Origin of the sequence: Streptococcus sp. 10824 (assembly GCF_013276595.1) — a bacterium.
In the GTDB taxonomy this organism is placed as follows: domain Bacteria; phylum Bacillota; class Bacilli; order Lactobacillales; family Streptococcaceae; genus Streptococcus; species Streptococcus pseudopneumoniae.
Genome location: NZ_VMLH01000074.1, coordinates 1 through 21,417 on the forward strand (window position 1 = coordinate 1; position 21,417 = coordinate 21,417).

The 21,417-nt window shown below is 41.9% G+C and carries 17 protein-coding genes and 1 pseudogene; 14 read left to right on the forward strand and 4 right to left on the reverse strand.

Annotated elements, in window-relative coordinates; all coding sequences use genetic code 11:
• The first annotated feature begins 178 nt into the window (after window positions 1–178).
• From vncR to HT701_RS07055, 3 genes are all read left to right on the forward strand, one after another.
• Window positions 179–835: a response regulator transcription factor VncR gene (gene vncR / locus HT701_RS07045; protein WP_000697964.1), complete on the forward strand. Its 657-nt coding sequence runs from the start codon at window positions 179–181 to the stop codon at window positions 833–835.
• Entirely contained in the window at window positions 832–2,160 is a 1,329-nt protein-coding gene (gene vncS, locus HT701_RS07050; RefSeq protein WP_100104489.1) for a sensor histidine kinase VncS, read from the forward strand. Before vncR ends, vncS begins: the two co-directional genes overlap by 4 nt.
• A 140-nt stretch (window positions 2,161–2,300) precedes the next feature.
• On the forward strand, window positions 2,301–3,182 hold the full coding sequence (locus HT701_RS07055) for a class II fructose-bisphosphate aldolase (RefSeq protein ID WP_172931363.1): 882 nt from the start codon (window positions 2,301–2,303) through the stop codon (window positions 3,180–3,182).
• A 320-nt stretch (window positions 3,183–3,502) separates the two neighbouring features.
• On the opposite strand, the gene HT701_RS07060 is transcribed toward HT701_RS07055, so the two are convergent.
• From HT701_RS07060 to HT701_RS07070, 3 genes and pseudogenes are all read right to left on the reverse strand, one after another.
• Window positions 3,503–4,693 (reverse strand): ferric reductase-like transmembrane domain-containing protein, encoded by a 1,191-nt coding sequence (locus HT701_RS07060; protein ID WP_000835817.1) that lies wholly within the window; start codon window positions 4,691–4,693, stop codon window positions 3,503–3,505.
• A gap of 340 nt (window positions 4,694–5,033) precedes the next feature.
• The gene (locus HT701_RS07065) at window positions 5,034–5,693 is read right to left on the reverse strand and encodes an amino acid ABC transporter permease (protein WP_172931364.1); all 660 of its coding nucleotides are present in this window, start codon (window positions 5,691–5,693) and stop codon (window positions 5,034–5,036) included.
• A gap of 237 nt (window positions 5,694–5,930) precedes the next feature.
• Window positions 5,931–6,560, reverse strand: a pseudogene (locus HT701_RS07070) (amino acid ABC transporter ATP-binding protein); the annotation flags it as partial.
• A gap of 176 nt (window positions 6,561–6,736) precedes the next feature.
• Here HT701_RS07070 and recJ point away from each other — a divergent pair.
• The 8 genes from recJ to HT701_RS07110 all read left to right on the forward strand — a co-directional run bounded on the left by recJ (window position 6,737) and on the right by HT701_RS07110 (window position 17,721).
• Entirely contained in the window at window positions 6,737–8,959 is a 2,223-nt protein-coding gene (gene recJ, locus HT701_RS07075; RefSeq protein WP_172931365.1) for a single-stranded-DNA-specific exonuclease RecJ, read from the forward strand.
• Between the two features lie 174 nt (window positions 8,960–9,133).
• Window positions 9,134–10,795, forward strand: a complete 1,662-nt coding sequence (locus HT701_RS07080) for a ribonuclease J (protein WP_050083936.1) — start codon at window positions 9,134–9,136, stop codon at window positions 10,793–10,795.
• 68 nt (window positions 10,796–10,863) lie between these two features.
• Window positions 10,864–11,643 (forward strand): alpha/beta hydrolase family protein, encoded by a 780-nt coding sequence (locus HT701_RS07085; protein WP_055310795.1) that lies wholly within the window; start codon window positions 10,864–10,866, stop codon window positions 11,641–11,643.
• Between the two features lie 130 nt (window positions 11,644–11,773).
• Window positions 11,774–12,994, forward strand: a complete 1,221-nt coding sequence (locus tag HT701_RS07090) for an aminoacyltransferase (protein WP_138701768.1) — start codon at window positions 11,774–11,776, stop codon at window positions 12,992–12,994.
• A gap of 4 nt (window positions 12,995–12,998) precedes the next feature.
• The gene (gene murN, locus HT701_RS07095; RefSeq protein ID WP_172931366.1) at window positions 12,999–14,231 is read left to right on the forward strand and encodes a peptidoglycan bridge formation alanyltransferase MurN; all 1,233 of its coding nucleotides are present in this window, start codon (window positions 12,999–13,001) and stop codon (window positions 14,229–14,231) included.
• A gap of 78 nt (window positions 14,232–14,309) precedes the next feature.
• The gene (locus HT701_RS07100) at window positions 14,310–15,011 is read left to right on the forward strand and encodes a M57 family metalloprotease (protein WP_050208127.1); all 702 of its coding nucleotides are present in this window, start codon (window positions 14,310–14,312) and stop codon (window positions 15,009–15,011) included.
• Between the two features lie 38 nt (window positions 15,012–15,049).
• On the forward strand, window positions 15,050–16,891 hold the full coding sequence (gene uvrC, locus HT701_RS07105; RefSeq protein ID WP_172931367.1) for an excinuclease ABC subunit UvrC: 1,842 nt from the start codon (window positions 15,050–15,052) through the stop codon (window positions 16,889–16,891).
• Window positions 16,888–17,721 (forward strand): metallophosphoesterase family protein, encoded by an 834-nt coding sequence (locus HT701_RS07110; RefSeq protein ID WP_172931368.1) that lies wholly within the window; start codon window positions 16,888–16,890, stop codon window positions 17,719–17,721. Before uvrC ends, HT701_RS07110 begins: the two co-directional genes overlap by 4 nt.
• A gap of 66 nt (window positions 17,722–17,787) precedes the next feature.
• On the opposite strand, the gene HT701_RS07115 is transcribed toward HT701_RS07110, so the two are convergent.
• Window positions 17,788–18,588 carry an amino acid ABC transporter substrate-binding protein gene (locus HT701_RS07115; RefSeq protein ID WP_050223147.1) on the reverse strand — a complete coding sequence of 267 codons (801 nt, stop codon included), beginning with the start codon at window positions 18,586–18,588 and terminating at the stop codon, window positions 17,788–17,790.
• A 170-nt stretch (window positions 18,589–18,758) separates the two neighbouring features.
• On the opposite strand from HT701_RS07115, the gene HT701_RS07120 reads away from it, so the two are divergent.
• The 3 genes from HT701_RS07120 to HT701_RS07130 are packed head-to-tail and all read left to right on the forward strand — an operon-like array spanning window position 18,759 to window position 21,398.
• On the forward strand, window positions 18,759–19,364 hold the full coding sequence (locus HT701_RS07120; protein WP_050223148.1) for a nitroreductase family protein: 606 nt from the start codon (window positions 18,759–18,761) through the stop codon (window positions 19,362–19,364).
• 12 nt (window positions 19,365–19,376) lie between these two features.
• Window positions 19,377–20,777: a dipeptidase PepV gene (pepV, locus tag HT701_RS07125; protein WP_172931369.1), complete on the forward strand. Its 1,401-nt coding sequence runs from the start codon at window positions 19,377–19,379 to the stop codon at window positions 20,775–20,777.
• 42 nt (window positions 20,778–20,819) lie between these two features.
• Complete coding sequence (locus tag HT701_RS07130; protein ID WP_023938999.1) at window positions 20,820–21,398, forward strand: uracil-DNA glycosylase family protein; 579 nt, start codon at window positions 20,820–20,822, stop codon at window positions 21,396–21,398.
• Window positions 21,399–21,417: the final 19 nt, after the last annotated feature.

Genomic DNA, 21,417 nt, shown 5'->3' on the forward strand with positions numbered 1-21,417 from the left:
TTCGAAAATCTTTTCAAACCACGTCAGCTTTGCCTTTCCGTAGGTATATGTAACTGACTTCGTCAGTCTTATCTACAACCTCAAAGCAGTGCTTTGAGCAACCTGCGGCTAGCTTCCTAGTTTGCTTTTTGATTTTTATTGAGTATAAGAAAAATAAAAAATAGAGAGCAGTTAAAGTATGAAAATTTTAATTGTAGAAGATGAAGAGATGATCCGTGAGGGGGTCAGTGATTATTTGACGGATTGTGGCTATGAAACCCTTGAGGCTGCAGATGGGCAAGAAGCCTTAGAAAAATTTTCCAGCTATGAAGTAGCCTTGATTTTACTAGATATCCAGATGCCCAAGCTCAATGGTCTAGAAGTCCTAGCTGAGATTCGTAAAACCAGTCAGGTTCCTGTCTTGATGCTGACCGCCTTTCAGGATGAGGAATACAAGATGAGTGCCTTTGCTTCTCTGGCAGATGGCTATCTGGAAAAGCCCTTCTCCCTCTCCCTCTTAAAAGTGAGGGTGGATGCAATTTTCAAGAGATACTACGATACAGGACGAATCTTCTCTTATAAAGATGCCAGGGTGGATTTTGAGAGCTACAGTGCCAGTCTAGCAGGTCAAGAAGTGCTTATCAATGCCAAAGAGTTGGAAATTCTGGACTATCTGGTGAAAAATGAAGGCCGGGCCTTGACTCGGTCTCAGATAATCGATGCCGTCTGGAAAGCGACAGATGAGGTTCCCTTTGACCGTGTCATTGATGTTTATATCAAGGAATTGCGGAAAAAGCTAGACTTGGACTGCATCCTCACTGTGCGCAATGTTGGTTATAAATTGGAGCGAAAATGAGACGAACAGGTTTATTTACAAAGATATTTATCTATACCTTCTCGATATTTAGTGTTCTGGTTATCTGCCTTCATTTAGCTATTTATTTTCTATTTCCCTCGACTTATCTGAGTCATCGTCAGGAAACCATTGGCCAGAAAGCGACAGCTATTGCCCGGTCACTAGAAGGAAAGGATAGACAGAGTATCGAGCAAGTCTTAGACTTGTATTCCCAGACTAGTGATATCAAGGGGGTCGTTAAGGGCGAGATGACAGAGGACAAGTTAGAAGTCAAGGACAGCATTCCTCTGGATACGGACCGTCAGACCACCTCTCTCTTTATTGAGGAGCGTGAGGTGACAACGCAAGATGGTAGCACCATGACTCTCCAGTTTCTGGTTTCTATGGATTTGCAAAAGGAAGCAGAGCAAATCAGTCTCCAATTTCTTCCCTATACCTTGCTGGCATCCTTTCTAATTTCCCTTTTGGTGGCCTACATCTATGCTCGGACCATTGTTGCCCCGATCTTGGAAATCAAACGGGTGACTCGTAGAATGATGGAACTGGATTCCCAAGTGCGATTGCGCGTGGATTCTAAGGATGAGATTGGTGATCTCAAGGAACAAATCAATAGCCTTTACCAGCATCTTTTGACTGTCATTGCAGACTTGCATGACAAGAATGAAGCCATTCTCCAGCTGGAGAAGATGAAGGTCGAATTCCTACGAGGGGCTTCTCATGAACTGAAAACACCGCTGGCTAGTTTGAAAATCCTGATCGAAAACATGAAAGAGAATATCGGTCGTTATAAGGATAGAGACCAGTATCTGGGAGTTGCCTTGGGGATTGTGGATGAACTCAATCACCATGTTCTGCAGATACTTTCCCTCTCTTCTGTGCAGGAGTTGCGAGATGATAGGGAAGAAATTGACCTCCTCCAGATGACACAAAGTCTGGTTAAGGATTATGCCTTGCTCGCCAAGGAAAGAGAGCTCCAGATTGACAATAGTTTGACCCATCAGCAGGCTTATCTAAACCCATCAGTTATGAAGTTGATTCTTTCTAATCTCATCAGCAATGCCATCAAGCACTCTGTTCCAGGTGGCTTGGTTGGCATTGGAGAAAGAGAAGGGGAACTCTTTATCGAGAATAGCTGTAGCTCAGAAGAGCAAGAAAAACTAGCCCAGTCTTTTTCTGATAATGCTAGTCGCAAGCCCAAAGGGTCTGGGATGGGACTCTTTGTGGTCAAGAGTCTATTGGAACATGAAAAATTAGCTTATCATTTCGAGATGGAGGAGAATCGTTTAACCTTCTTCATAGCTTTTCCAAAAGTCGCCCAAGACTAGAGATAGAAAGGGTTTACATGGATGAAGCTAGAAGAAATTCAATTGAAACTACGGGAAAAACTAGATTTTTTTGTCAAAAAGTGATAAAATGAACAATGTAAATGGGGTGACCCATAAAAATATACAGGAGGCCTGATAAAATGGCAATCGTTTCAGCAGAAAAATTTGTCCAAGCAGCTCGTGACAACGGTTATGCAGTTGGTGGATTTAACACAAACAACCTTGAGTGGACTCAAGCTATCTTGCGCGCAGCAGAAGCTAAAAAAGCTCCAGTTTTGATCCAAACTTCAATGGGTGCTGCTAAATACATGGGTGGTTACAAAGTTGCTCGCAACTTGATCGCTAACCTTGTTGAATCAATGGGTATCACTGTACCAGTAGCTATCCACCTTGACCACGGCCACTACGAAGATGCACTTGAGTGTATCGAAGTTGGTTACACTTCAATCATGTTTGACGGTTCACACCTTCCAGTTGAAGAAAACCTTAAATTGGCTAAAGAAGTTGTTGAAAAAGCACACGCTAAAGGTATCTCAGTAGAAGCTGAAGTTGGTACTATCGGTGGTGAAGAAGACGGAATCATCGGTAAAGGTGAATTGGCTCCAATCGAAGACGCTAAAGCAATGGTTGAAACTGGTATCGACTTCTTGGCAGCTGGTATTGGTAACATCCATGGTCCTTACCCAGCAAACTGGGAAGGTCTTGACCTTGACCACTTGCAAAAATTGACAGAAGCTCTTCCAGGATTCCCAATCGTATTGCACGGTGGTTCAGGTATTCCTGATGAGCAAATCCAAGCAGCTATCAAACTTGGTGTTGCCAAAGTTAACGTTAACACAGAATGCCAAATCGCATTCGCTAACGCAACTCGTAAATTTGCTCGTGACTACGAAGCAAACGAAGCAGAATACGATAAGAAAAAACTCTTCGACCCACGTAAATTCTTGGCTGACGGTGTAAAAGCTGTCCAAGCATCGGTTGAAGAACGTATCGACGTATTCGGTTCAGAAGGTAAAGCATAATCTAGCTGAATAATACAGATAAAACCTGCCTGTGAGGGTGGGTTTTTTGATTTCAAGCTACTCGTTTTAGTATAGTAAACTGAATCTAGACTAGCACAATGCTGCTTCTATAGCGTTTTGAAACTAGAACAGGACAATATAACTGCTAAAATATTTCTATAAATTCATTTGATTTTCCTAATCAATTTGTTCGTATCCTATTTCATTCCACTATAAAACATTCTTATCAATTGATTTGAATTCCAAAATTTCATCGCTCTGGTCTTATTTCATTTGGCTATAAAAAACTCTCCTGGGGAATCCCAGGAGAGTATGAGTACTTATTTGAACTTGAATCCTTCGTAAATAAGCTCTGCTTTTGGATTTTGTTTCTTAATCTGTTTGGCAAGTGTCTTCATCATAGAAAGGGGACCACACATATAGACGGTTGCATGTTCGGGCACTTCTTTTTGTTCAAAATTAAGATAGCCGTCTTTCGTACTGTCGATTAGATGGAGTTCAAAATTAGGATTTTTCTGAGCATAGTTACGGAGTAAATCTAGGTAGACTGCATTTTCATCTCCACGGAAGCTATAGTAGAAGTGAACCTGTTTATCTAAAATAGGATGTTCACGGATGTAAGAGATGAAGGGGGTGATCCCAATACCTCCAGCAATCCAAACCTGATTTTCTCGTCCTTCTTCTATGATCATGTGTCCGTAAGCTCTGTCTAGGGTTACTTTGCTGCCGGCTTGAAGATTATCATAGATATTATTGGTATGGTCGCCTGAATTTTTAACAGTAAAGTAAAGAGTTTGGCCATGACCTCCTGAGATAGAAAAGGGATGCGGAGCACTTTCAAAGCCTTCTTGGAAAATCTTTAGAAAGGCAAATTGTCCTGATTGATAGTTGAAAGGTCTGCTAAGATGGATTTGAATTTCTCTAGTATCGTGATTTAAGCGTTTGAGATGGGTAATTTTCCCTAGATAGGGGAAGGAAATTTTTTGATATAGAAAAATGATATAAAAACCAGCTAGTAAGCCTAAAAGGGCATAGCTACCAACAAGAAAACTTAGAAGATTAAATGTAAGGAGACGATTGCCCATTATCATGTAGATGTGAAAGAGTCCTAAAATATAGGCTAGGTAAACCAGGCGGTGAATCCATCGCCAAGCTTCGTATTGGATGTATTTGCCTAAATAGGCGACAAGGATGATGCTGGCAAAGATATAGATGGCAAGATTACCAAACTGAGCAGCTAAGCGAGAGCCCCACAAACCGCCCATACTAAAGTTATGAAAGATTAGTAGGATGATTGAGAGAAAGGCTGTGAATTTGTGGACGGTGTAGACCTTCTCCAAACCGTGAAACCAGCTTTCTAGTAGTGGGAGACGAGTGGCTAGGATAAAAGTCAGAGATAGGCTTGTTAAAGCTAGTCCTGGAATCATGAATTGGGGAGAAGTGTTCATCCAAGTCAAAAGAGTCAAGATAAAACTAGCTATGATAAAGAGTAGTCCTTTGATTGATTTCATAGAAAATTCCATTTCATTTAGATTTCGATTTGTTGTAAATGAATTTGTTACATTTTATCATAGAAAATGTATGGTGTCAAATCTAGGTGTGTAAATCTCTGTTCTTATAAAAAACTCTCCAATTGAACTGGAGAGTGGCTGTTTATACTCAATGAAAATCAAAGAGCAAACTAGGAAGCTAGCCCGCAGGCTGCTCAAAACACCGTTTTGAGGTTGTGGATAGAACTGACGAAGTCAGCTCAAAACCATGTTTTGAGGTTGTAGATGAAACTGACGAAGTCAGTAACCATACATACGGCAAGGTGAAGCTGACGTGGTTTGAAGAGATTTTCGAAGAGTATTATTCTGCAGCTTGTTGCCAACGTTTGGCTAGCATATGAGACAGGCTAGAAATGGCTAGGTTAAAGCTGAAGTAGATGAGGGCAATCAGTATATAAAGACTGAAGACCTGCTCTGGTTCGAAATAACGGCCCATGAGAATTTGGCTGGCTCCAAAGAGTTCTTGTAGGGCGATAACAGAGTAGAGGAGACTGGTATCCTTAATCACGGTTACAAACTGAGAAATGATGGCTGGCAGCATTTTACGAATGGCTTGTGGGAGAATGATGTAGTAGAGGATTTGGGCTGAAGTGAAGCCTTGTGACATTCCTGCTTCGTACTGCCCCTTGGCTACGGCATTGAGACCGCCTCGGATAATCTCAGCTAAAGCCGCTGATGTAAAGAGTGTGAAGGCAGTGATTCCTGCTGGAGTGGATTTCATCTTGAAAATTAAAAAGATAGTAAAGATCCAGAGAAGGTTGGGAACGTTGCGCACAAATTCGATATAAATGCTGGAAATAATGCGCAAGACAGGATTTTTGCCATTTCTCATGACAGCTAGCACCGTACCGATAAGGGTAGAGAGGATGATGGCAATCAGAGAAATGTAGAGGGTCAAGCCAAATCCTTTAAAGATAAAGACTAGGTTATCTGGGGTCAAAACTTCTAAAATGGATTCCATAGTAACCTCCTAAAGTGAATAGGCTTTTTTATTAGCTTGTTCCATCTTGCGACCAAACTGGGCAACAGGGAAGCATAGAGAAAAGTAGAGAAGGGCAGCGCCTAGAAAGGCTGGAATGTAGTTTCCGTTAAGTGCTGACCAAGACTTGGTCACAAACATCAAGTCCACTCCAGAGATGATAGCGACTGTTGAGGTGTTCTTGATGAGGTTGACAATTTGGTTGGTCAAAGGAGGGAGAATGATGCGGTCGGCAACTTCACGGGCAAAGCCCATTTCATGGGTAACGACAATCATATTCATACCATCGTGGGCCAATTTTTGCATAACCGCTAGAACATCGCCGATGGTTTCAGGGTCAAGAGCAGATGTTGGTTCATCAAAGAGAAGAAGCTCAGGATGCATAGCGAGTCCACGTGCAATGACAATCCGTTGCTTTTGTCCACCAGACAGCATGGCTGGATAAGAATCTTTTTTATCCCACATATTTACAAATTCCAGATATTTTTGAGCTGTTTTTTCAGCTTCTTTTTTATCAATTCCTAGAACTTTTATGGGTGCGAGTGTTACGTTTTCTAACACTGTTTTATGCGGATAGAGGTTAAAATGCTGGAAAACCATGCCGACTTCCTTACGAAGAGGCACCAAATCTTTCTGGCTGGCACCAGCAACTTGGTGGCCATTGACTAGAAGACTTCCCTTGTCAACAGCCTCCAAACCATTGATGGTGCGGATAAGAGTGGATTTTCCAGAACCAGATGGTCCGAGTAGGACAACGACTTGTCCTTTTTCAAAACGGAGATTGATGTCGCGGAGTGCGTGGTAGTCTCCGTAATATTTTTCGACGTGTTCAAATTCTACTAAAGCCATAAGGAGTCTCCTTTGCATTAGATTTTATAACATGATTCTGCACCAAAAGATTTGTCTTGTCAAATCATATCTGAAAAAATTCACTAAAATTTTATAAAAAAGCAATCTGGATAGAGAAAACGTCTAAATCATGTTATAATGAAGCAATAGAATTCTTAGAAAGAGTGGATGTCTTTTTGATAACACCTACTTATGAATGGCAGTTTGCCCCGCAGGTAGAAGATGCGGATTTTACAAAGATAGCCAAGAAGGCTGGACTGGGTCCTGAGGTGGCTCGGTTATTGTTTGAGAGAGGGATTCAGGACCAAGAAAGTCTGAAGAAGTTTTTAGAACCTTCCTTGGAGGACTTACATGATGCTTATCTGCTCCATGATATGGACAAGGCAGTGGAGCGGATTCGTCAGGCTATTGAAGAAGGGGAAAATATTCTCGTTTATGGAGACTACGATGCGGATGGCATGACTTCGGCTTCTATTGTGAAGGAAAGTTTGGAACAACTTGGTGCTGAGTGCCGAGTTTACCTGCCAAATCGTTTTACCGATGGCTATGGCCCTAATGCTAGTGTTTATAAATACTTTATCGAGCAAGAAGGGATTTCCTTGATTGTGACGGTGGACAATGGGGTTGCTGGTCATGAGGCTATTGCATTGGCTCAGTCTATGGGAGTAGATGTCATTGTGACAGACCATCATTCCATGCCTGAAACCCTGCCAGATGCTTATGCTATTGTCCATCCTGAACATCCAGATGCGGATTATCCTTTTAAATATTTGGCTGGTTGTGGAGTTGCTTTCAAGTTGGCTTGTGCCCTGTTAGAAGAAGTGCAAGTGGAATTGCTTGATTTGGTCGCTATTGGAACTATTGCAGATATGGTGAGTCTGACGGATGAAAATCGTATCTTAGTTCAATATGGTCTGGAAATGTTGGGTCATACCCAGCGCATTGGTCTGCAAGAAATGCTGGACATGGCTGGGATTGCTGCCAACGAAGTAACAGAAGAAACGGTTGGTTTCCAGATTGCTCCTCGTTTGAATGCCTTGGGCCGCTTGGATGATCCCAATCCTGCCATTGATTTGTTGACTGGATTTGATGATGAGGAAGCGCATGAGATTGCCCTTATGATTCACCAGAAAAACGAAGAGCGCAAGGAAATCGTTCAGTCTATCTATGAAGAAGCCAAGACCATGGTGGATCCTGAGAAGAAGGTTCAGGTCTTGGCCAAGGAAGGCTGGAATCCTGGGGTTCTAGGAATCGTGGCTGGTCGTTTATTGGAAGAATTGGGACAGACAGTCATTGTTCTTAATATAGAAGACGGTCGTGCCAAGGGCAGTGCTCGTAGTGTGGAAGCGGTCGATATTTTTGAAGCTCTGGATCCCTATCGAGACCTCTTCATCGCCTTTGGAGGTCATGCAGGTGCAGCGGGTATGACGCTGGAAGTTGAGCAACTCTCAGATTTATCTCAGGTTTTGGAAGATTATGTTCGTGAAAAAGGTGCAGATGCTGGTGGCAAGAATAAGTTAAACCTAGATGAAGAGTTGGATTTGGAGGCACTTAGCTTGGAAACGGTCAAAAGTTTTGAACGTTTAGCTCCTTTTGGAATGGATAATCAGAAACCTATTTTTTATATCAAGAATTTTCAGGTCGAAAGTGCTCGTACTATGGGGGCAGGTAATGCCCATCTAAAGCTGAAAATTTCCAAGGGTGAGGCGAGTTTTGAAGTGGTAGCCTTTGGTCAAGGCAGATGGGCGACAGAGTTTTCTCAAACCAAGAATCTAGAGTTAGCGGTTAAATTGTCTGTCAACCAATGGAATGGCCAAACTGCCCTCCAGTTGATGATGGTGGATGCGCGAGTGGAAGGTGTTCAGCTTTTTAACATTCGTGGAAAAAATGCAGTCTTGCCAGAAGGTGTTCCAGTCTTGGATTTTCCTGGAGAACTGCCAAATCTTGCGGCTAGTGAAGCTGTTGTCGTAAAAAACATTCCAGAGGATATTACTCAGCTGAAGACCATTTTTCAGGAACAGCATTTCTCTGCTGTCTATTTCAAAAATGATATTGACAAGGCCTATTATCTGACAGGTTATGGGACTAGAGATCAGTTTGCCAAATTGTACAAGACTATTTACCAGTTCCCAGAGTTTGATATTCGCTACAAGCTGAAAGATTTGGCTGCATATCTTAATATTCAACAAATCTTGCTGGTCAAGATGATTCAAATATTTGAAGAACTAGGCTTTGTGACGATAAAAGATGGTGTGATGACAGTCAATAAAGAGGCGCCAAAGCGGGAGATAGGAGAAAGTCAAATTTACCAAAATCTCAAACAAACCGTTAAAGACCAAGAAATGATGGCGCTGGGTACGGTGCAAGAAATTTATGATTTTTTGATGGAAAAAGAGTAGAAGTTAGGAAAGAGTTGGGAAATCAACTCTTTTTTGGAAACAGACCTTCATTTTGAAAATCATCAAAAAAATGGTATAATGGTAGGAAAAGATTCGGCTGAAAGTATTAGAACTTTTAGAATAAGAGGGTAGAGTTGCCCTATAATCAAGATAAACTAAGATTTTGGAGGAAAAATGAGTAATATCAGTTTAACAACACTTGGTGGTGTGCGTGAGAATGGAAAAAATATGTACATTGCTGAAATTGGAGAGTCCATTTTTGTTTTGAATGTAGGGTTAAAATATCCTGAAAATGAACAATTAGGGGTCGATGTGGTGATTCCAAACATGGATTACCTTTTTGAAAATAGCGACCGTATTGCTGGGGTTTTCTTGACCCACGGGCATGCGGATGCCATTGGTGCTCTACCTTATCTCTTGGCAGAGGCTAAAGTTCCTGTATTTGGGTCTGAGTTGACCATTGAGTTGGCAAAGCTCTTTGTCAAAGGAAATGATGCCGTTAAGAAATTTAATGATTTCCATGTCATTGATGAGAATACGGAGATTGATTTTGGTGGGACAGTGGTTTCCTTCTTCCCTACGACTTACTCCGTTCCAGAGAGTCTGGGAATTGTCTTGAAGACATCGGAAGGAAGCATCGTTTATACAGGTGACTTCAAATTTGACCAAACGGCTAGTGAATCTTATGCAACTGATTTTGCTCGTTTGGCAGAGATTGGTCGTGACGGCGTCCTGGCTCTCCTCAGTGATTCGGCCAATGCAGACAGCAATATTCAGGTGGCTAGTGAAAGTGAAGTTAGGGATGAAATTACCCAAACCATTGCTGACTGGGAAGGTCGTATCATCGTTGCAGCTGTTTCCAGTAACCTTTCTCGTATCCAGCAAATTTTTGACGCTGCGGATAAAACAGGTCGACGTATCGTCTTGACAGGATTTGATATTGAAAATATCGTCCGCACAGCGATTCGTCTCAAGAAGTTGTCTTTAGCCAACGAAATTCTCTTGATTAAGCCGAAAGATATGTCTCGCTTTGAAGACCATGAGTTGATTATTCTTGAGACAGGTCGTATGGGTGAACCTATCAATGGACTTCGTAAGATGTCGATTGGTCGCCATCGTTATGTAGAAATCAAGGATGGGGACCTGGTCTATATTGCTACGGCTCCGTCTATTGCTAAAGAAGCCTTCGTTGCGCGTGTGGAAAATATGATTTATCAGGCAGGAGGGGTTGTCAAATTGATTACCCAAAGTTTACATGTATCAGGGCACGGAAATGCGCGTGATTTGCAGTTGATGATCAATCTCTTGCAACCCAAGTATCTCTTCCCGATTCAAGGGGAATACCGTGAGTTGGATGCCCATGCTAAGGCTGCTATGGCAGTTGGGATGTTGCCAGAACGCATCTTCATTCCTAAAAAGGGGACCAGCATGGCTTATGAGAATGGGGACTTTGTCCCAGCTGGAGCGGTTTCGGCAGGGGATGTCTTGATTGACGGGAATGCCATCGGTGATGTTGGAAATGTGGTTCTTCGTGACCGTAAGGTTTTGTCAGAGGACGGTATTTTCATCGTAGCAATTACCGTTAATCGTCGTGAGAAGAAAATTGTGGCCAAGGCACGTGTTCACACGCGTGGATTCGTTTATCTCAAGAAGAGCCGCGATATTCTCCGTGAAAGTTCAGAATTGATTAACCAAACGGTAGAAGACTATCTTCAAGGAGATGACTTTGACTGGGCAGATCTTAAAGGCAAGGTTCGGGATAATCTGACCAAGTATCTCTTTGATCAAACTAAGCGTCGTCCAGCTATTCTACCAGTAGTCATGGAAGCAAAATAATCATTGAAATAAGTAAAGATAAAGTCTAGTTTCGGCTTTTTCTTATCGGAAAATAGAAGGAGAAAATCATGGCAGTAATGAAAATCGAGTATTACTCACAAGTTTTGGATATGGAGTGGGGGGTGAATGTCCTCTACCCTGATGCCAATCGAGTGGAAGAACCAGAGTGTCAAGATATTCCCGTCTTGTACCTCTTGCACGGGATGTCTGGCAATCATAATAGTTGGCTCAAACGGACCAATGTAGAACGCTTGCTTCGGGGGACTAATCTCATCGTCGTCATGCCCAATACCAGCAACGGTTGGTACACTGATACCCAGTATGGTTTTGACTATTACACAGCTCTAGCAGAGGAATTGCCACAGGTTCTGAAACGCTTCTTCCCTAATATGACTAGTAAGCGTGAAAAGACCTTTATCGCTGGTCTCTCCATGGGAGGCTACGGCTGTTTCAAATTGGCTCTTGCGACAAATCGTTTTTCTCATGCAGCTAGTTTTTCAGGTGCTCTCAGCTTTCAAGATTTTTCTCCTGAGAGCCAAAATCTGGGAAGTCCAGCCTACTGGAGAGGTGTTTTTGGAGAGATTAGAGACTGGACAACTAGTCCCTATTCTCTTGAAAGTCTGGCTAAAAAATCGGATAAAAATACCAAACTTTGGGCGTGGTGTGGCGAACAGGATTTCTTGTATGAAGCCAATAATCTAGCAGTGAAAAATTTCAAAAAATTAGGTTTTGATGTGACCTATAGCCATAGCGCTGGAACTCACGAGTGGTATTATTGGGAAAAACAATTGGAACGGTTTCTAGCAACCCTGCCAATCGATTTCAAATTAGAAGAGAGATTGAGTTAGTTTTTTATAAATGAACCACTATCTATAGTTATTCTTGGCTTCAAAACAATGATGGAAGTCTGTTTTCACTAGACTTTTCAAACGAAAGTAGTAGAATAGGAATAAGATATTGGAGGAAAGAGAGTAGGAAATGTACCGTTATCAAATTGGCATTCCCACATTAGAATATGATCAGTTTGTCAAAGAACATGAATTAGCCAATGTATTACAAAGTAGTGCTTGGGAAGAAGTGAAGTCTGATTGGCAACATGAGAAGTTTGGTGTTTACAGGGAAGAAAAATTACTGGCGACAGCTAGTATTTTGATTAGAACTCTTCCGTTAGGCTATAAAATGTTTTACGTCCCAAGAGGACCTATATTGGATTATGGAGATACAGAACTCTTGAGTTTTGTCATTCAGTCCATTAAGTCTTATGCTCGTAGCAAGAGAGCTATTTTTGTGACTTTTGACCCAAGTATTTGCCTGTCTCAAAGTTTAATTAATCAGGAAAAAACAGAATTTCCTGAAAATCTGGCTATTATTGATAGTTTGCAACAAATGGGAGTAAGGTGGTCAGGAAAAACAGAGGAAATGGGAAACACCATTCAACCTCGTATTCAGGCGAAAATATACAAGGAAAATTTTGAAGAAGATAAACTTTCCAAGTCAACAAAACAGGCTATTCGAACAGCACGGAATAAGGGGGTAGAGATTCAATTTGGTGGAACTGAATTATTGGACTCTTTTTCCTTTTTGATGAAAAAAACCGAGAAGCGGAAAGAGATTCATTTGAGGAATGAAGCCTATTATAAAAAGTTGTTAGATAATTTTAAGGACAAGGCCTACATCACCTTGGCAACCTTGGATGTCTCTAAACGTTCGCAAGAATTAGAAGAACAGTTAGCGAAAAACAGAGCCTTGGAAGAGACCTTTACTGATTCGACTCGAACTTCAAAAGTAGAAGCGCAGAAGAAGGAAAAAGAACGTTTGTTAGAGGAATTGACTTTCCTGCAGGAATATATGGATGCAGGTCAAGCAAGAGTTCCCTTAGCGGCTACCTTGACTTTAGAATTCGGACAAACTTCTGTCAATCTATACGCAGGAATGGATGAAGATTTTAGACGTTATAAAGCTCCTATTTTGACTTGGTATGAGACAGCTCGATATTCCTTTGAACGTGGCATTTTATGGCAAAATTTAGGAGGCGTCGAGAATGCTTTAGATGGTGGACTCTATCGTTTTAAAGCTAATTTTAATCCAACGATCGAAGAATACTTGGGTGAATTTACAATTCCTACCCATCCTCTCTATCCTCTGTTAAGACTTGCTCTTGATTTCCGTAAAACATTAAGAAAAAAACATAGAAAGTAAGTATATGGCACTAACTACACTCACGAAAGAAGAGTTTCGTACTTATTCTGATCAGGTTTCTTCTCGTTCCTTTATGCAATCTGTTCAGATGGGGGACTTGTTAGAAAAAAGAGGGGCTCGAATTGTTTATCTTGCTTTGAAACAAGGAGGAGAGATTCAAGTTGCAGCTCTGGTTTATAGCTTGCCCATGCTGGGTGGTCTGCATATGGAGATCAATTCGGGGCCGATTTATACCCAACAAGATGCTCTTCCAGTTTTTTATGCGGAGTTAAAAGAATATGCCAAGCAAAATGGTGTATTAGAGCTGCTTGTAAAACCTTATGAAACTTATCAAACTTTTGATAGCCAAGGTAATCCAATAGATGCTGAGAAAAAAAGTGTCATTCAAGGTTTAACTGATTTAGGTTATCAATTTGATGGATTGACAAGAGGTTACCCAGGTGGAGAACCAGATTGGTTATACTATAAAGATTTAACTGAATTAACTGAAAAGAGTTTGCTTAAAAGTTTTAGCAAAAAGGGTAAACCCTTGGTGAAAAAGACTGAAACCTTTGGCATTCGGTTGAAAAAGTTAAAACGTGAAGAACTATCGATTTTTAAGAATATAACAAAAGAAACCTCTGAACGTAGAGAATATAGTGATAAAAGTTTAGAATATTATGAGCATTTTTATGATACTTTTGGAGAACAAGCGGAGTTTCTCATAGCAAGCTTAAATTTTTCGGACTATATGAGCAAATTGCAAGGTGAACAAAGTAAACTAGAAGAAAACTTGAACAAGTTGCGACTTGATTTGAGTAAAAATCCTCATTCTGAGAAAAAACAAAATCAACTGAGAGAATATTCTAGTCAATTTGAAACATTTGAAGTTCGAAAAGCAGAAGCGCGAGACTTGATTGAAAAATATGGAGAAGAAGATATTGTTTTAGCCGGGAGTTTATTTGTTTATATGCCTCAGGAAACGACTTACCTCTTTAGTGGTTCCTACACTGAGTTTAATAAATTCTATTCCCCTGCACTGCTTCAAAAATATGTTATGTTGGAAAGCATAAAACGTGGAATACCTAAATACAACTTCCTAGGCATTCAAGGGATTTTTGATGGAAGTGATGGTGTTTTGCGTTTTAAACAGAATTTTAATGGCTATATTGTACGCAAAGCAGGTACTTTCCGTTACCATCCATCACCTTTAAAATGCAAAGCTATCCAGTTGCTCAAAAAAATAGTAGGACGTTAAGATGAAAAAGCCAGTATTTAGCTTTCTTTCAGCTTGTTTTAGTAAAATACTCTTTATTTGCTAGAAAGGTGGAGAGACATGCGCTGGCTTTTTCGTTTGATAGGGGCTTTCTTTTCTTTTGTGTGGCGTTTGTTTTGGCGTCTGGTTTGGATAGTTGTGCTCTTATGTGTGCTTGCTTTCGGACTTCTCTGGTATCTGAACGGGGATTTTCAAGGAGCGCTAAAGCAAGCAGGACGGTCAGTAAAAATTGGTCAACAGAGTATTGACCAATGGGAGAAAACAGGGCAACTGCCTAAGTTAAGCCAGACAGATAGTTACCAGCATTCTGAAGGAAGGTGGCCACAGGCCTCTGCTCGTATTTACCTGGATCCGCAGATGGATTCACGCTTTCAAGAGGCTTATGTAGAAGCAATCCAGAACTGGAATCAAACTGGTGCTTTTAACTTTGAACTCGTGACTGAGTCTAGTAAGGCGGATATTACGGCTACGGAGATGAACGACGGAGGCACTCCTGTGGCAGGAGAGGCGGAAAGTCAAACTAATCTCTTAACAGGGCAATTCTTGTCCGTAACGGTGCGCTTGAATCATTATTATTTGTCCAATCCATACTATGGCTATTCCTATGAACGCCTTGTCCATACGGCAGAACATGAGTTAGGTCATGCGATTGGCTTGGACCATACAGATGAGAAGTCTGTCATGCAACCAGCAGGTTCTTTTTATGGTATCCAGGAAGAGGATGTTGAAAGACTTCGAAAATTATATGAGACCAATGAGTAGGGGACTATTTTTCCCTACTTTTTTGCTATAATGGAATTATGAACAACTTGATTAAATCAAAACTAGAGCTCTTGCCGACCAGCCCTGGTTGTTACATTCACAAGGATAAAAACGGCACCATTATCTATGTAGGAAAGGCTAAAAATCTGCGTAACCGCGTGCGGTCCTATTTCCGTGGAAGTCATGATACCAAAACAGAGGCTTTGGTGTCTGAAATTGTAGATTTTGAATTTATCGTTACGGAGTCTAATATTGAGGCACTTCTCCTAGAAATCAACCTGATCAAGGAAAATAAGCCTAAATACAATATCATGCTCAAGGATGACAAGTCCTATCCCTTCATCAAAATCACTAATGAGCGCTATCCACGCTTGATTATCACTCGTCAGGTCAAGAAGGACGGAGGTCTCTACTTTGGTCCCTATCCAGATGTAGGAGCAGCCAATGAAATCAAGCGACTACTGGATCGGATTTTCCCTTTTCGTAAGTGTACCAATCCACCGTCTAAGGTCTGTTTTTACTACCATATCGGCCAATGCATGAGCCACACCATCTGTAAGAAGGATGAGGACTATTTCAAGTCTATGGCTCAGGAGGTTTCTGATTTTCTGAAAGGGCAAGATGATAAAATCATTGATAACCTCAAGGGCAAAATGGCAGCGGCGGCTCAGACTATGGAGTTTGAACGTGCGGCGGAATACCGTGACCTGATTCAGGCTATTGGAACGCTTCGAACCAAGCAACGGGTCATGGCTAAGGATCTCCAAAATCGCGATGTCTTTGGCTACTATGTGGATAAGGGCTGGATGTGTGTGCAGGTTTTCTTTGTCCGTCAGGGCAAGCTCATTGAGCGAGACGTTAATCTTTTCCCCTACTACAATGATCCGGATGAGGACTTTCTAACCTATGTGGGACAATTCTATCAAGAAAAATCCCACCTGGTTCCCAATGAGGTGCTGATTCCGCAGGATATTGACGAAGAAGCTGTCAAGGCTTTGGTGGATACCAAGATTCTCAAACCCCAGCGTGGAGAGAAAAAGCAACTGATCAATCTGGCTATAAAGAATGCTCGAGTCAGTCTAGAGCAGAAATTCAACCTGCTAGAGAAATCTGTCGAAAAGACACAAGGAGCTATTGAAAATCTAGGTCGTTTGCTCCAAATACCGACCCCAGTTCGTATCGAGTCCTTCGATAACTCCAATATCATGGGAACCAGTCCTGTTTCAGCCATGGTAGTCTTTGTCAATGGTAAACCGAGTAAGAAGGATTACCGTAAGTACAAGATAAAAACCGTAGTCGGGCCGGACGATTATGCCAGCATGAGAGAAGTCATTCGCAGGCGCTATGGTCGGGTTCAACGTGACGGCTTGACTCCGCCAGATTTGATTGTGATTGATGGGGGACAAGGTCAAGTCAATATTGCCAAGCAAGTTATCCAAGAAGAGCTAGGTTTGGATATCCCAATTGCTGGTTTGCAAAAGAATGACAAGCACCAAACCCATGAATTGCTTTTTGGAGATCCACTTGAGGTGGTGGAGTTGTCTCGCAATTCTCAGGAATTTTTCCTCCTCCAACGCATTCAGGACGAGGTCCACCGCTTTGCCATCACTTTCCACCGTCAACTGCGCTCCAAAAATTCCTTTTCATCCCAATTGGATGGAATTGAAGGTCTGGGGCCTAAACGTAAGCAAAATCTCATGAAACATTTCAAGTCTCTAACTAAAATCAAGGAAGCCAGTGTGGATGAGATTGTCGAAGTTGGGGTACCAAGAGCAGTCGCAGAAGCAGTGCAGAGGAAGTTGAACCCGCAGGAGGCAGAAGCCTTGCCTCAAGTGGCAGAAGAAAGAGTAGATTACCAAACGGAAGGAAAAACATCATGAACCATAAAATCGCAATTTTATCAGATATTCATGGCAATGCGACGGCCCTAGAAGCAGTGATTGCAGATGCTAAAAATCAAGGAGTCAGTGAATACTGGCTTCTGGGAGATATTTTTCTTCCTGGTCCAGGCGCAAATGACTTAGTCGCCCTGCTAAAGGACCTTCCTATCATAGCCAGTGTTCGAGGCAATTGGGATGATTGTGTCCTGGAGGTCTTGGATGGGCAATACGGTTTGGAAAATCCGCAAGAAATCCAGCTCATGCGAATGACTCAGTTCTTGATGGAGCGAATGGATCCTGCAACGATTGTCTGGCTACGAAGCTTGCCTATGCTGGAAAAGAAAGAAGTTGAGGGGCTGCGCTTTTCTATCTCTCATAATTTACCTGACAAAAATTATGGTGGGGATCTACTGGTTGAGAATGATACAGAGAAATTTGACCAACTCCTAGATGATGAAGTTGACGTGGCAGTCTATGGTCATGTTCACAAGCAGTTGCTTCGTTATGGCAGTCAAGGGCAACAAATCATCAATCCAGGGTCGATTGGCATGCCCTATTTTAATTGGGAGGCGTTAAAAAATCACCGTGCCCAGTATGCCGTGATAGAAGTTGAAGATGGGGAATTGGTAAATATCCTATTTCGTAAAGTCGCTTATGACTACGAAGCGGAGTTAGAATTGGCCAAGTCCAAGGGGCTTCCCTTTATCGAAATGTATGAAGAGCTACGTCGTGAAGATAACTATCAGGGGCACAATCTGGAACTCTTAGCCAGCTTAATAGAAAAGCATGGGTATGTAGAGGATGTGAAGGATTTTTTTGATTTTTTGTAAAAGTTTCCTAAAATAACTAATGCAAACTAAAAAGCGATTGGCTGGTCCAATCGCTTTTAATATATCTTATTGTAACTGAGATTGATCTGGGAGATAAGAACCACCTAGATAGGTATTGCTGAGTTTTTCGAGTGTTCCGTCTTGGTAGAGTTCTTTGAGTGCTTTATCAAATTGTTCTTTAAACTCTTTTTGGTCGCTTGAGAAAACAATATAATTGTTGGGGCTATCGACAGAAGGTAAATCAACAACTGAGAGATCTAGGTCGCGGTCCTTGATGATCTTTTGAACGGATACCTTGTCAAAGACTAGGAAATCAAATTCACCGTTAGCAAGGTCTAGGATTCGTTTACCGATATCTTCACCAGAAAAATCGATAGTAGCAGGATTGTCAGTGTGTTTCTGATTCCAGTTATTGATGAATTGAGCGTTTGAAGTTCCGGTATCCTCTTGCGTTGTTTTGCCAGCAATTTGATCAAGAGAAGTCAAAGGATTTTTCTTGTTGCTAACAAGGACGAGGGGATTGTTGGAAATCGGAAGCGAGTATAGGTATTTTTCAGCACGCTCTTTTGTGTAACTCAAGTTATTGGCAGCTGCTTGATAGTGACCAGAATCAAGTCCAGGGAAGATACTTTCCCAGGCAGTTCTTTGGAATTGAATCTCGTAGTCGCTGAGTTTTTCATCCACTGCTTTTAGAACTTCGATATCGAAGCCTGTCAGATTTCCCTTGTCTTCGTAGTCAAATGGCGGCACGTCGCCAGCTGTAGCAAGGACGATTGTCTTTTGAGCGCTAGTCTCTTTGGGTGTAGATTGATTCCCACAGGCAACCAAAAATGGTAGGATAGCTAGTAATAGGCTAAATTTTTTCATACTGTCTCCATTCAAATGTAAAGTACTTGCTAGTTTATCAGAAATGTTCCTGATAAACCAATATATATCTTTTATGTCTGTGATAGAAAAACTTAATCATGAAAAATCCCTGCAAGCTCTTTCAAATTATGGTAGAATGGAAGCAGTAGAATTAGAAAAGGAAATCGATTATGAAATTTCTTGAATTAAATAAAAAACGTCATGCGACTAAGCATTTCACTGATAAGCCAGTTGATCCAAAAGATGTGCGTACGGCTATCGAAATTGCAACCTTGGCACCAAGTGCCCACAACAGCCAGCCTTGGAAATTTGTGGTGGTACGTGAGAAAAATGCCGAACTAGCAAAATTGGCTTACGGTTCCAACTTTGAACAGGTATCATCAGCGCCTGTAACTATTGCCCTCTTTACGGATACAGACCTTGCCAAACGTGCTCGTAAGATTGCCCGAGTTGGTGGTGCTAACAATTTCTCAGAAGAACAACTTCAATACTTCATGAAAAATTTGCCAGCTGAATTTGCACGCTACAATGAACAACAAGTCAGCGACTACCTAGCCCTCAATGCAGGTTTGGTTGCTATGAACTTGGTTCTAGCTCTTACAGACCAAGGGATTGGTTCCAACATTATCCTTGGTTTTGACAAATCAAAAGTTAATGAAGTTTTGGAAATCGCAGACCGTTTCCGCCCAGAACTCTTGATCACAGTGGGTTATACAGACGAAAAATTGCAACCAAGCTACCGCTTGCCAGTAGATGAAATCATCGAAAAAAGATAGGAAGAAGAAAAAATGATAGCAATTGATTTTACAGCAGAAGTAGAAAAACGCAAAGAAGACCTCTTGGCTGACTTGTTTAGCCTTTTGGAAATTAACTCTGAACGTGATGACAGCAAGGTTGATACCCAGCATCCATTTGGACCTGGGCCGGTAAAAGCCTTGGAAAAATTCCTTGAAATCGCAGACCGCGATGGCTACCCAACTAAAAATGTTGACAACTACGCAGGACATTTTGAGTTTGGTGATGGAGAAGAAGTTCTCGGAATCTTTGCCCACATGGACGTGGTTCCAGCTGGTAGCGGTTGGGACACAGATCCTTACACACCGACTATCAAAGACGGTCGCCTTTATGCGCGTGGTGCTTCAGATGACAAGGGACCTACAACAGCTTGCTACTATGGTTTGAAAATCATCAAAGAATTGGGCCTTCCAACTTCTAAGAAAGTTCGCTTCATCGTTGGAACAGACGAAGAATCAGGTTGGGCAGACATGGACTACTACTTTGAGCACGTAGGACTTGCCAAACCAGATTTCGGTTTCTCACCAGATGCTGAATTTCCAATCATCAATGGTGAAAAAGGAAATATCACGGAATACCTCCACTTTGCAGGAGAAAATACAGGTGCTGCCCGTCTTCACAGCTTTACAGGTGGTTTACGTGAAAACATGGTACCAGAATCAGCAACAGCAGTCGTTTCAGGTGATTTAGCTGACTTGCAAGCTAAACTAGATGCCTTTGTTGCAGAACACAAACTTAGAGGAGAACTCCAAGAAGAAGCTGGCCAATACAAGGTGACGATCATTGGTAAATCAGCCCATGGTGCTATGCCTGCTTCAGGTGTCAATGGCGCAACTTACCTTGCCCTCTTCCTCAGCCAGTTTGGCTTTGCTGGTCCAGCCAAAGACTACCTTGACATCGCAGGTAAAATTCTATTGAACGATCATGAGGGTGAAAATCTCAAGATTGCTCATGTGGATGAAAAGATGGGTGCTCTTTCTATGAATGCTGGCGTCTTCCGCTTCGATGAAACAAGTGCTGATAATACCATTGCCCTTAACATCCGCTATCCAAAAGGAACAAGTCCAGAACAAATCAAGTCAATCCTAGAAAACTTGCCAGTTGCTTCTGTCAGTCTATCAGAACATGGTCATACCCCTCACTATGTGCCAATGGAAGATCCACTTGTGCAAACCTTGTTGAATGTCTATGAAAAACAAACTGGCCTACAAGGTCATGAGCAAGTCATCGGTGGTGGAACCTTTGGTCGCTTGCTCGAACGAGGTGTTGCCTACGGTGCTATGTTCCCAGACTCGATTGATACCATGCACCAAGCCAATGAATTTATCGCCTTGGATGATCTTTTCCGAGCAGCAGCAATCTATGCCGAAGCTATTTACGAATTGATCAAATAAAACGATAGAAGTCTGAGATTGTATGCTTGGACTGGAAAGTAGATGTCTCAAATTGAAAGAATCAAGCAGGCTATCATGGCGGATCCGCAGAATGCTAGCTATACAGAGCGTGGCATCGAGCCTCTTTTTGCAGCACCAAAGACTGCTCGCATCAATATCATCGGTCAAGCACCGGGGCTTAAAACACAGGAGGCAGGCCTTTACTGGAAGGATAAGAGTGGTGACCGCCTGAGAGACTGGCTAGGTGTGGATGAAGATGCCTTTTACAATTCAGGTTATTTTGCTGTTTTGCCTATGGATTTCTACTTTCCAGGGCATGGTAAGTCAGGCGACCTGCCACCGCGAACTGGTTTTGCAGAAAAATGGCATCCGCAGCTCTTACAGGAATTGCCTGATATTCAGTTAACCCTCTTGATTGGGCAATATGCCCAAGCCTACTATTTACAGGAGAAAATCAGTGGGAAGGTAACGGAGAGGGTGAAACACTATAAAGACTATCTGCCAACCTATTTTCCACTAGTTCACCCCTCACCACGAAATCAAATCTGGATGGCCAAAAATCCTTGGTTTGAGTCAGAAGTGGTGCCAGATTTGAAAAAAAGAATTAAAACCATTTTATAGTCAATGAAAATCAAAGAGC

What these genes read in the sequence shown, in the direction of transcription:
- HT701_RS07100 (WP_050208127.1), top strand. Translation starts at nt 14,310, where the DNA reads ATGCGCTGGCTTTTTCGTTTGATAGGGGCTTTCTTTTCTTTTGTGTGG.
- HT701_RS07110 (WP_172931368.1), top strand. Translation starts at nt 16,888, where the DNA reads ATGAACCATAAAATCGCAATTTTATCAGATATTCATGGCAATGCGACG.
- uvrC (WP_172931367.1), top strand. Translation starts at nt 15,050, where the DNA reads ATGAACAACTTGATTAAATCAAAACTAGAGCTCTTGCCGACCAGCCCT.
- HT701_RS07060 (WP_000835817.1), bottom strand. Translation starts at nt 4,693, where the DNA reads ATGAAATCAATCAAAGGACTACTCTTTATCATAGCTAGTTTTATCTTG.
- vncS (WP_100104489.1), top strand. Translation starts at nt 832, where the DNA reads ATGAGACGAACAGGTTTATTTACAAAGATATTTATCTATACCTTCTCG.
- HT701_RS07120 (WP_050223148.1), top strand. Translation starts at nt 18,759, where the DNA reads ATGAAATTTCTTGAATTAAATAAAAAACGTCATGCGACTAAGCATTTC.
- HT701_RS07115 (WP_050223147.1), bottom strand. Translation starts at nt 18,588, where the DNA reads ATGAAAAAATTTAGCCTATTACTAGCTATCCTACCATTTTTGGTTGCC.
- HT701_RS07085 (WP_055310795.1), top strand. Translation starts at nt 10,864, where the DNA reads ATGGCAGTAATGAAAATCGAGTATTACTCACAAGTTTTGGATATGGAG.
- HT701_RS07090 (WP_138701768.1), top strand. Translation starts at nt 11,774, where the DNA reads ATGTACCGTTATCAAATTGGCATTCCCACATTAGAATATGATCAGTTT.
- murN (WP_172931366.1), top strand. Translation starts at nt 12,999, where the DNA reads ATGGCACTAACTACACTCACGAAAGAAGAGTTTCGTACTTATTCTGAT.
- HT701_RS07055 (WP_172931363.1), top strand. Translation starts at nt 2,301, where the DNA reads ATGGCAATCGTTTCAGCAGAAAAATTTGTCCAAGCAGCTCGTGACAAC.
- HT701_RS07130 (WP_023938999.1), top strand. Translation starts at nt 20,820, where the DNA reads ATGTCTCAAATTGAAAGAATCAAGCAGGCTATCATGGCGGATCCGCAG.
- vncR (WP_000697964.1), top strand. Translation starts at nt 179, where the DNA reads ATGAAAATTTTAATTGTAGAAGATGAAGAGATGATCCGTGAGGGGGTC.
- HT701_RS07065 (WP_172931364.1), bottom strand. Translation starts at nt 5,693, where the DNA reads ATGGAATCCATTTTAGAAGTTTTGACCCCAGATAACCTAGTCTTTATC.
- pepV (WP_172931369.1), top strand. Translation starts at nt 19,377, where the DNA reads ATGATAGCAATTGATTTTACAGCAGAAGTAGAAAAACGCAAAGAAGAC.
- HT701_RS07080 (WP_050083936.1), top strand. Translation starts at nt 9,134, where the DNA reads ATGAGTAATATCAGTTTAACAACACTTGGTGGTGTGCGTGAGAATGGA.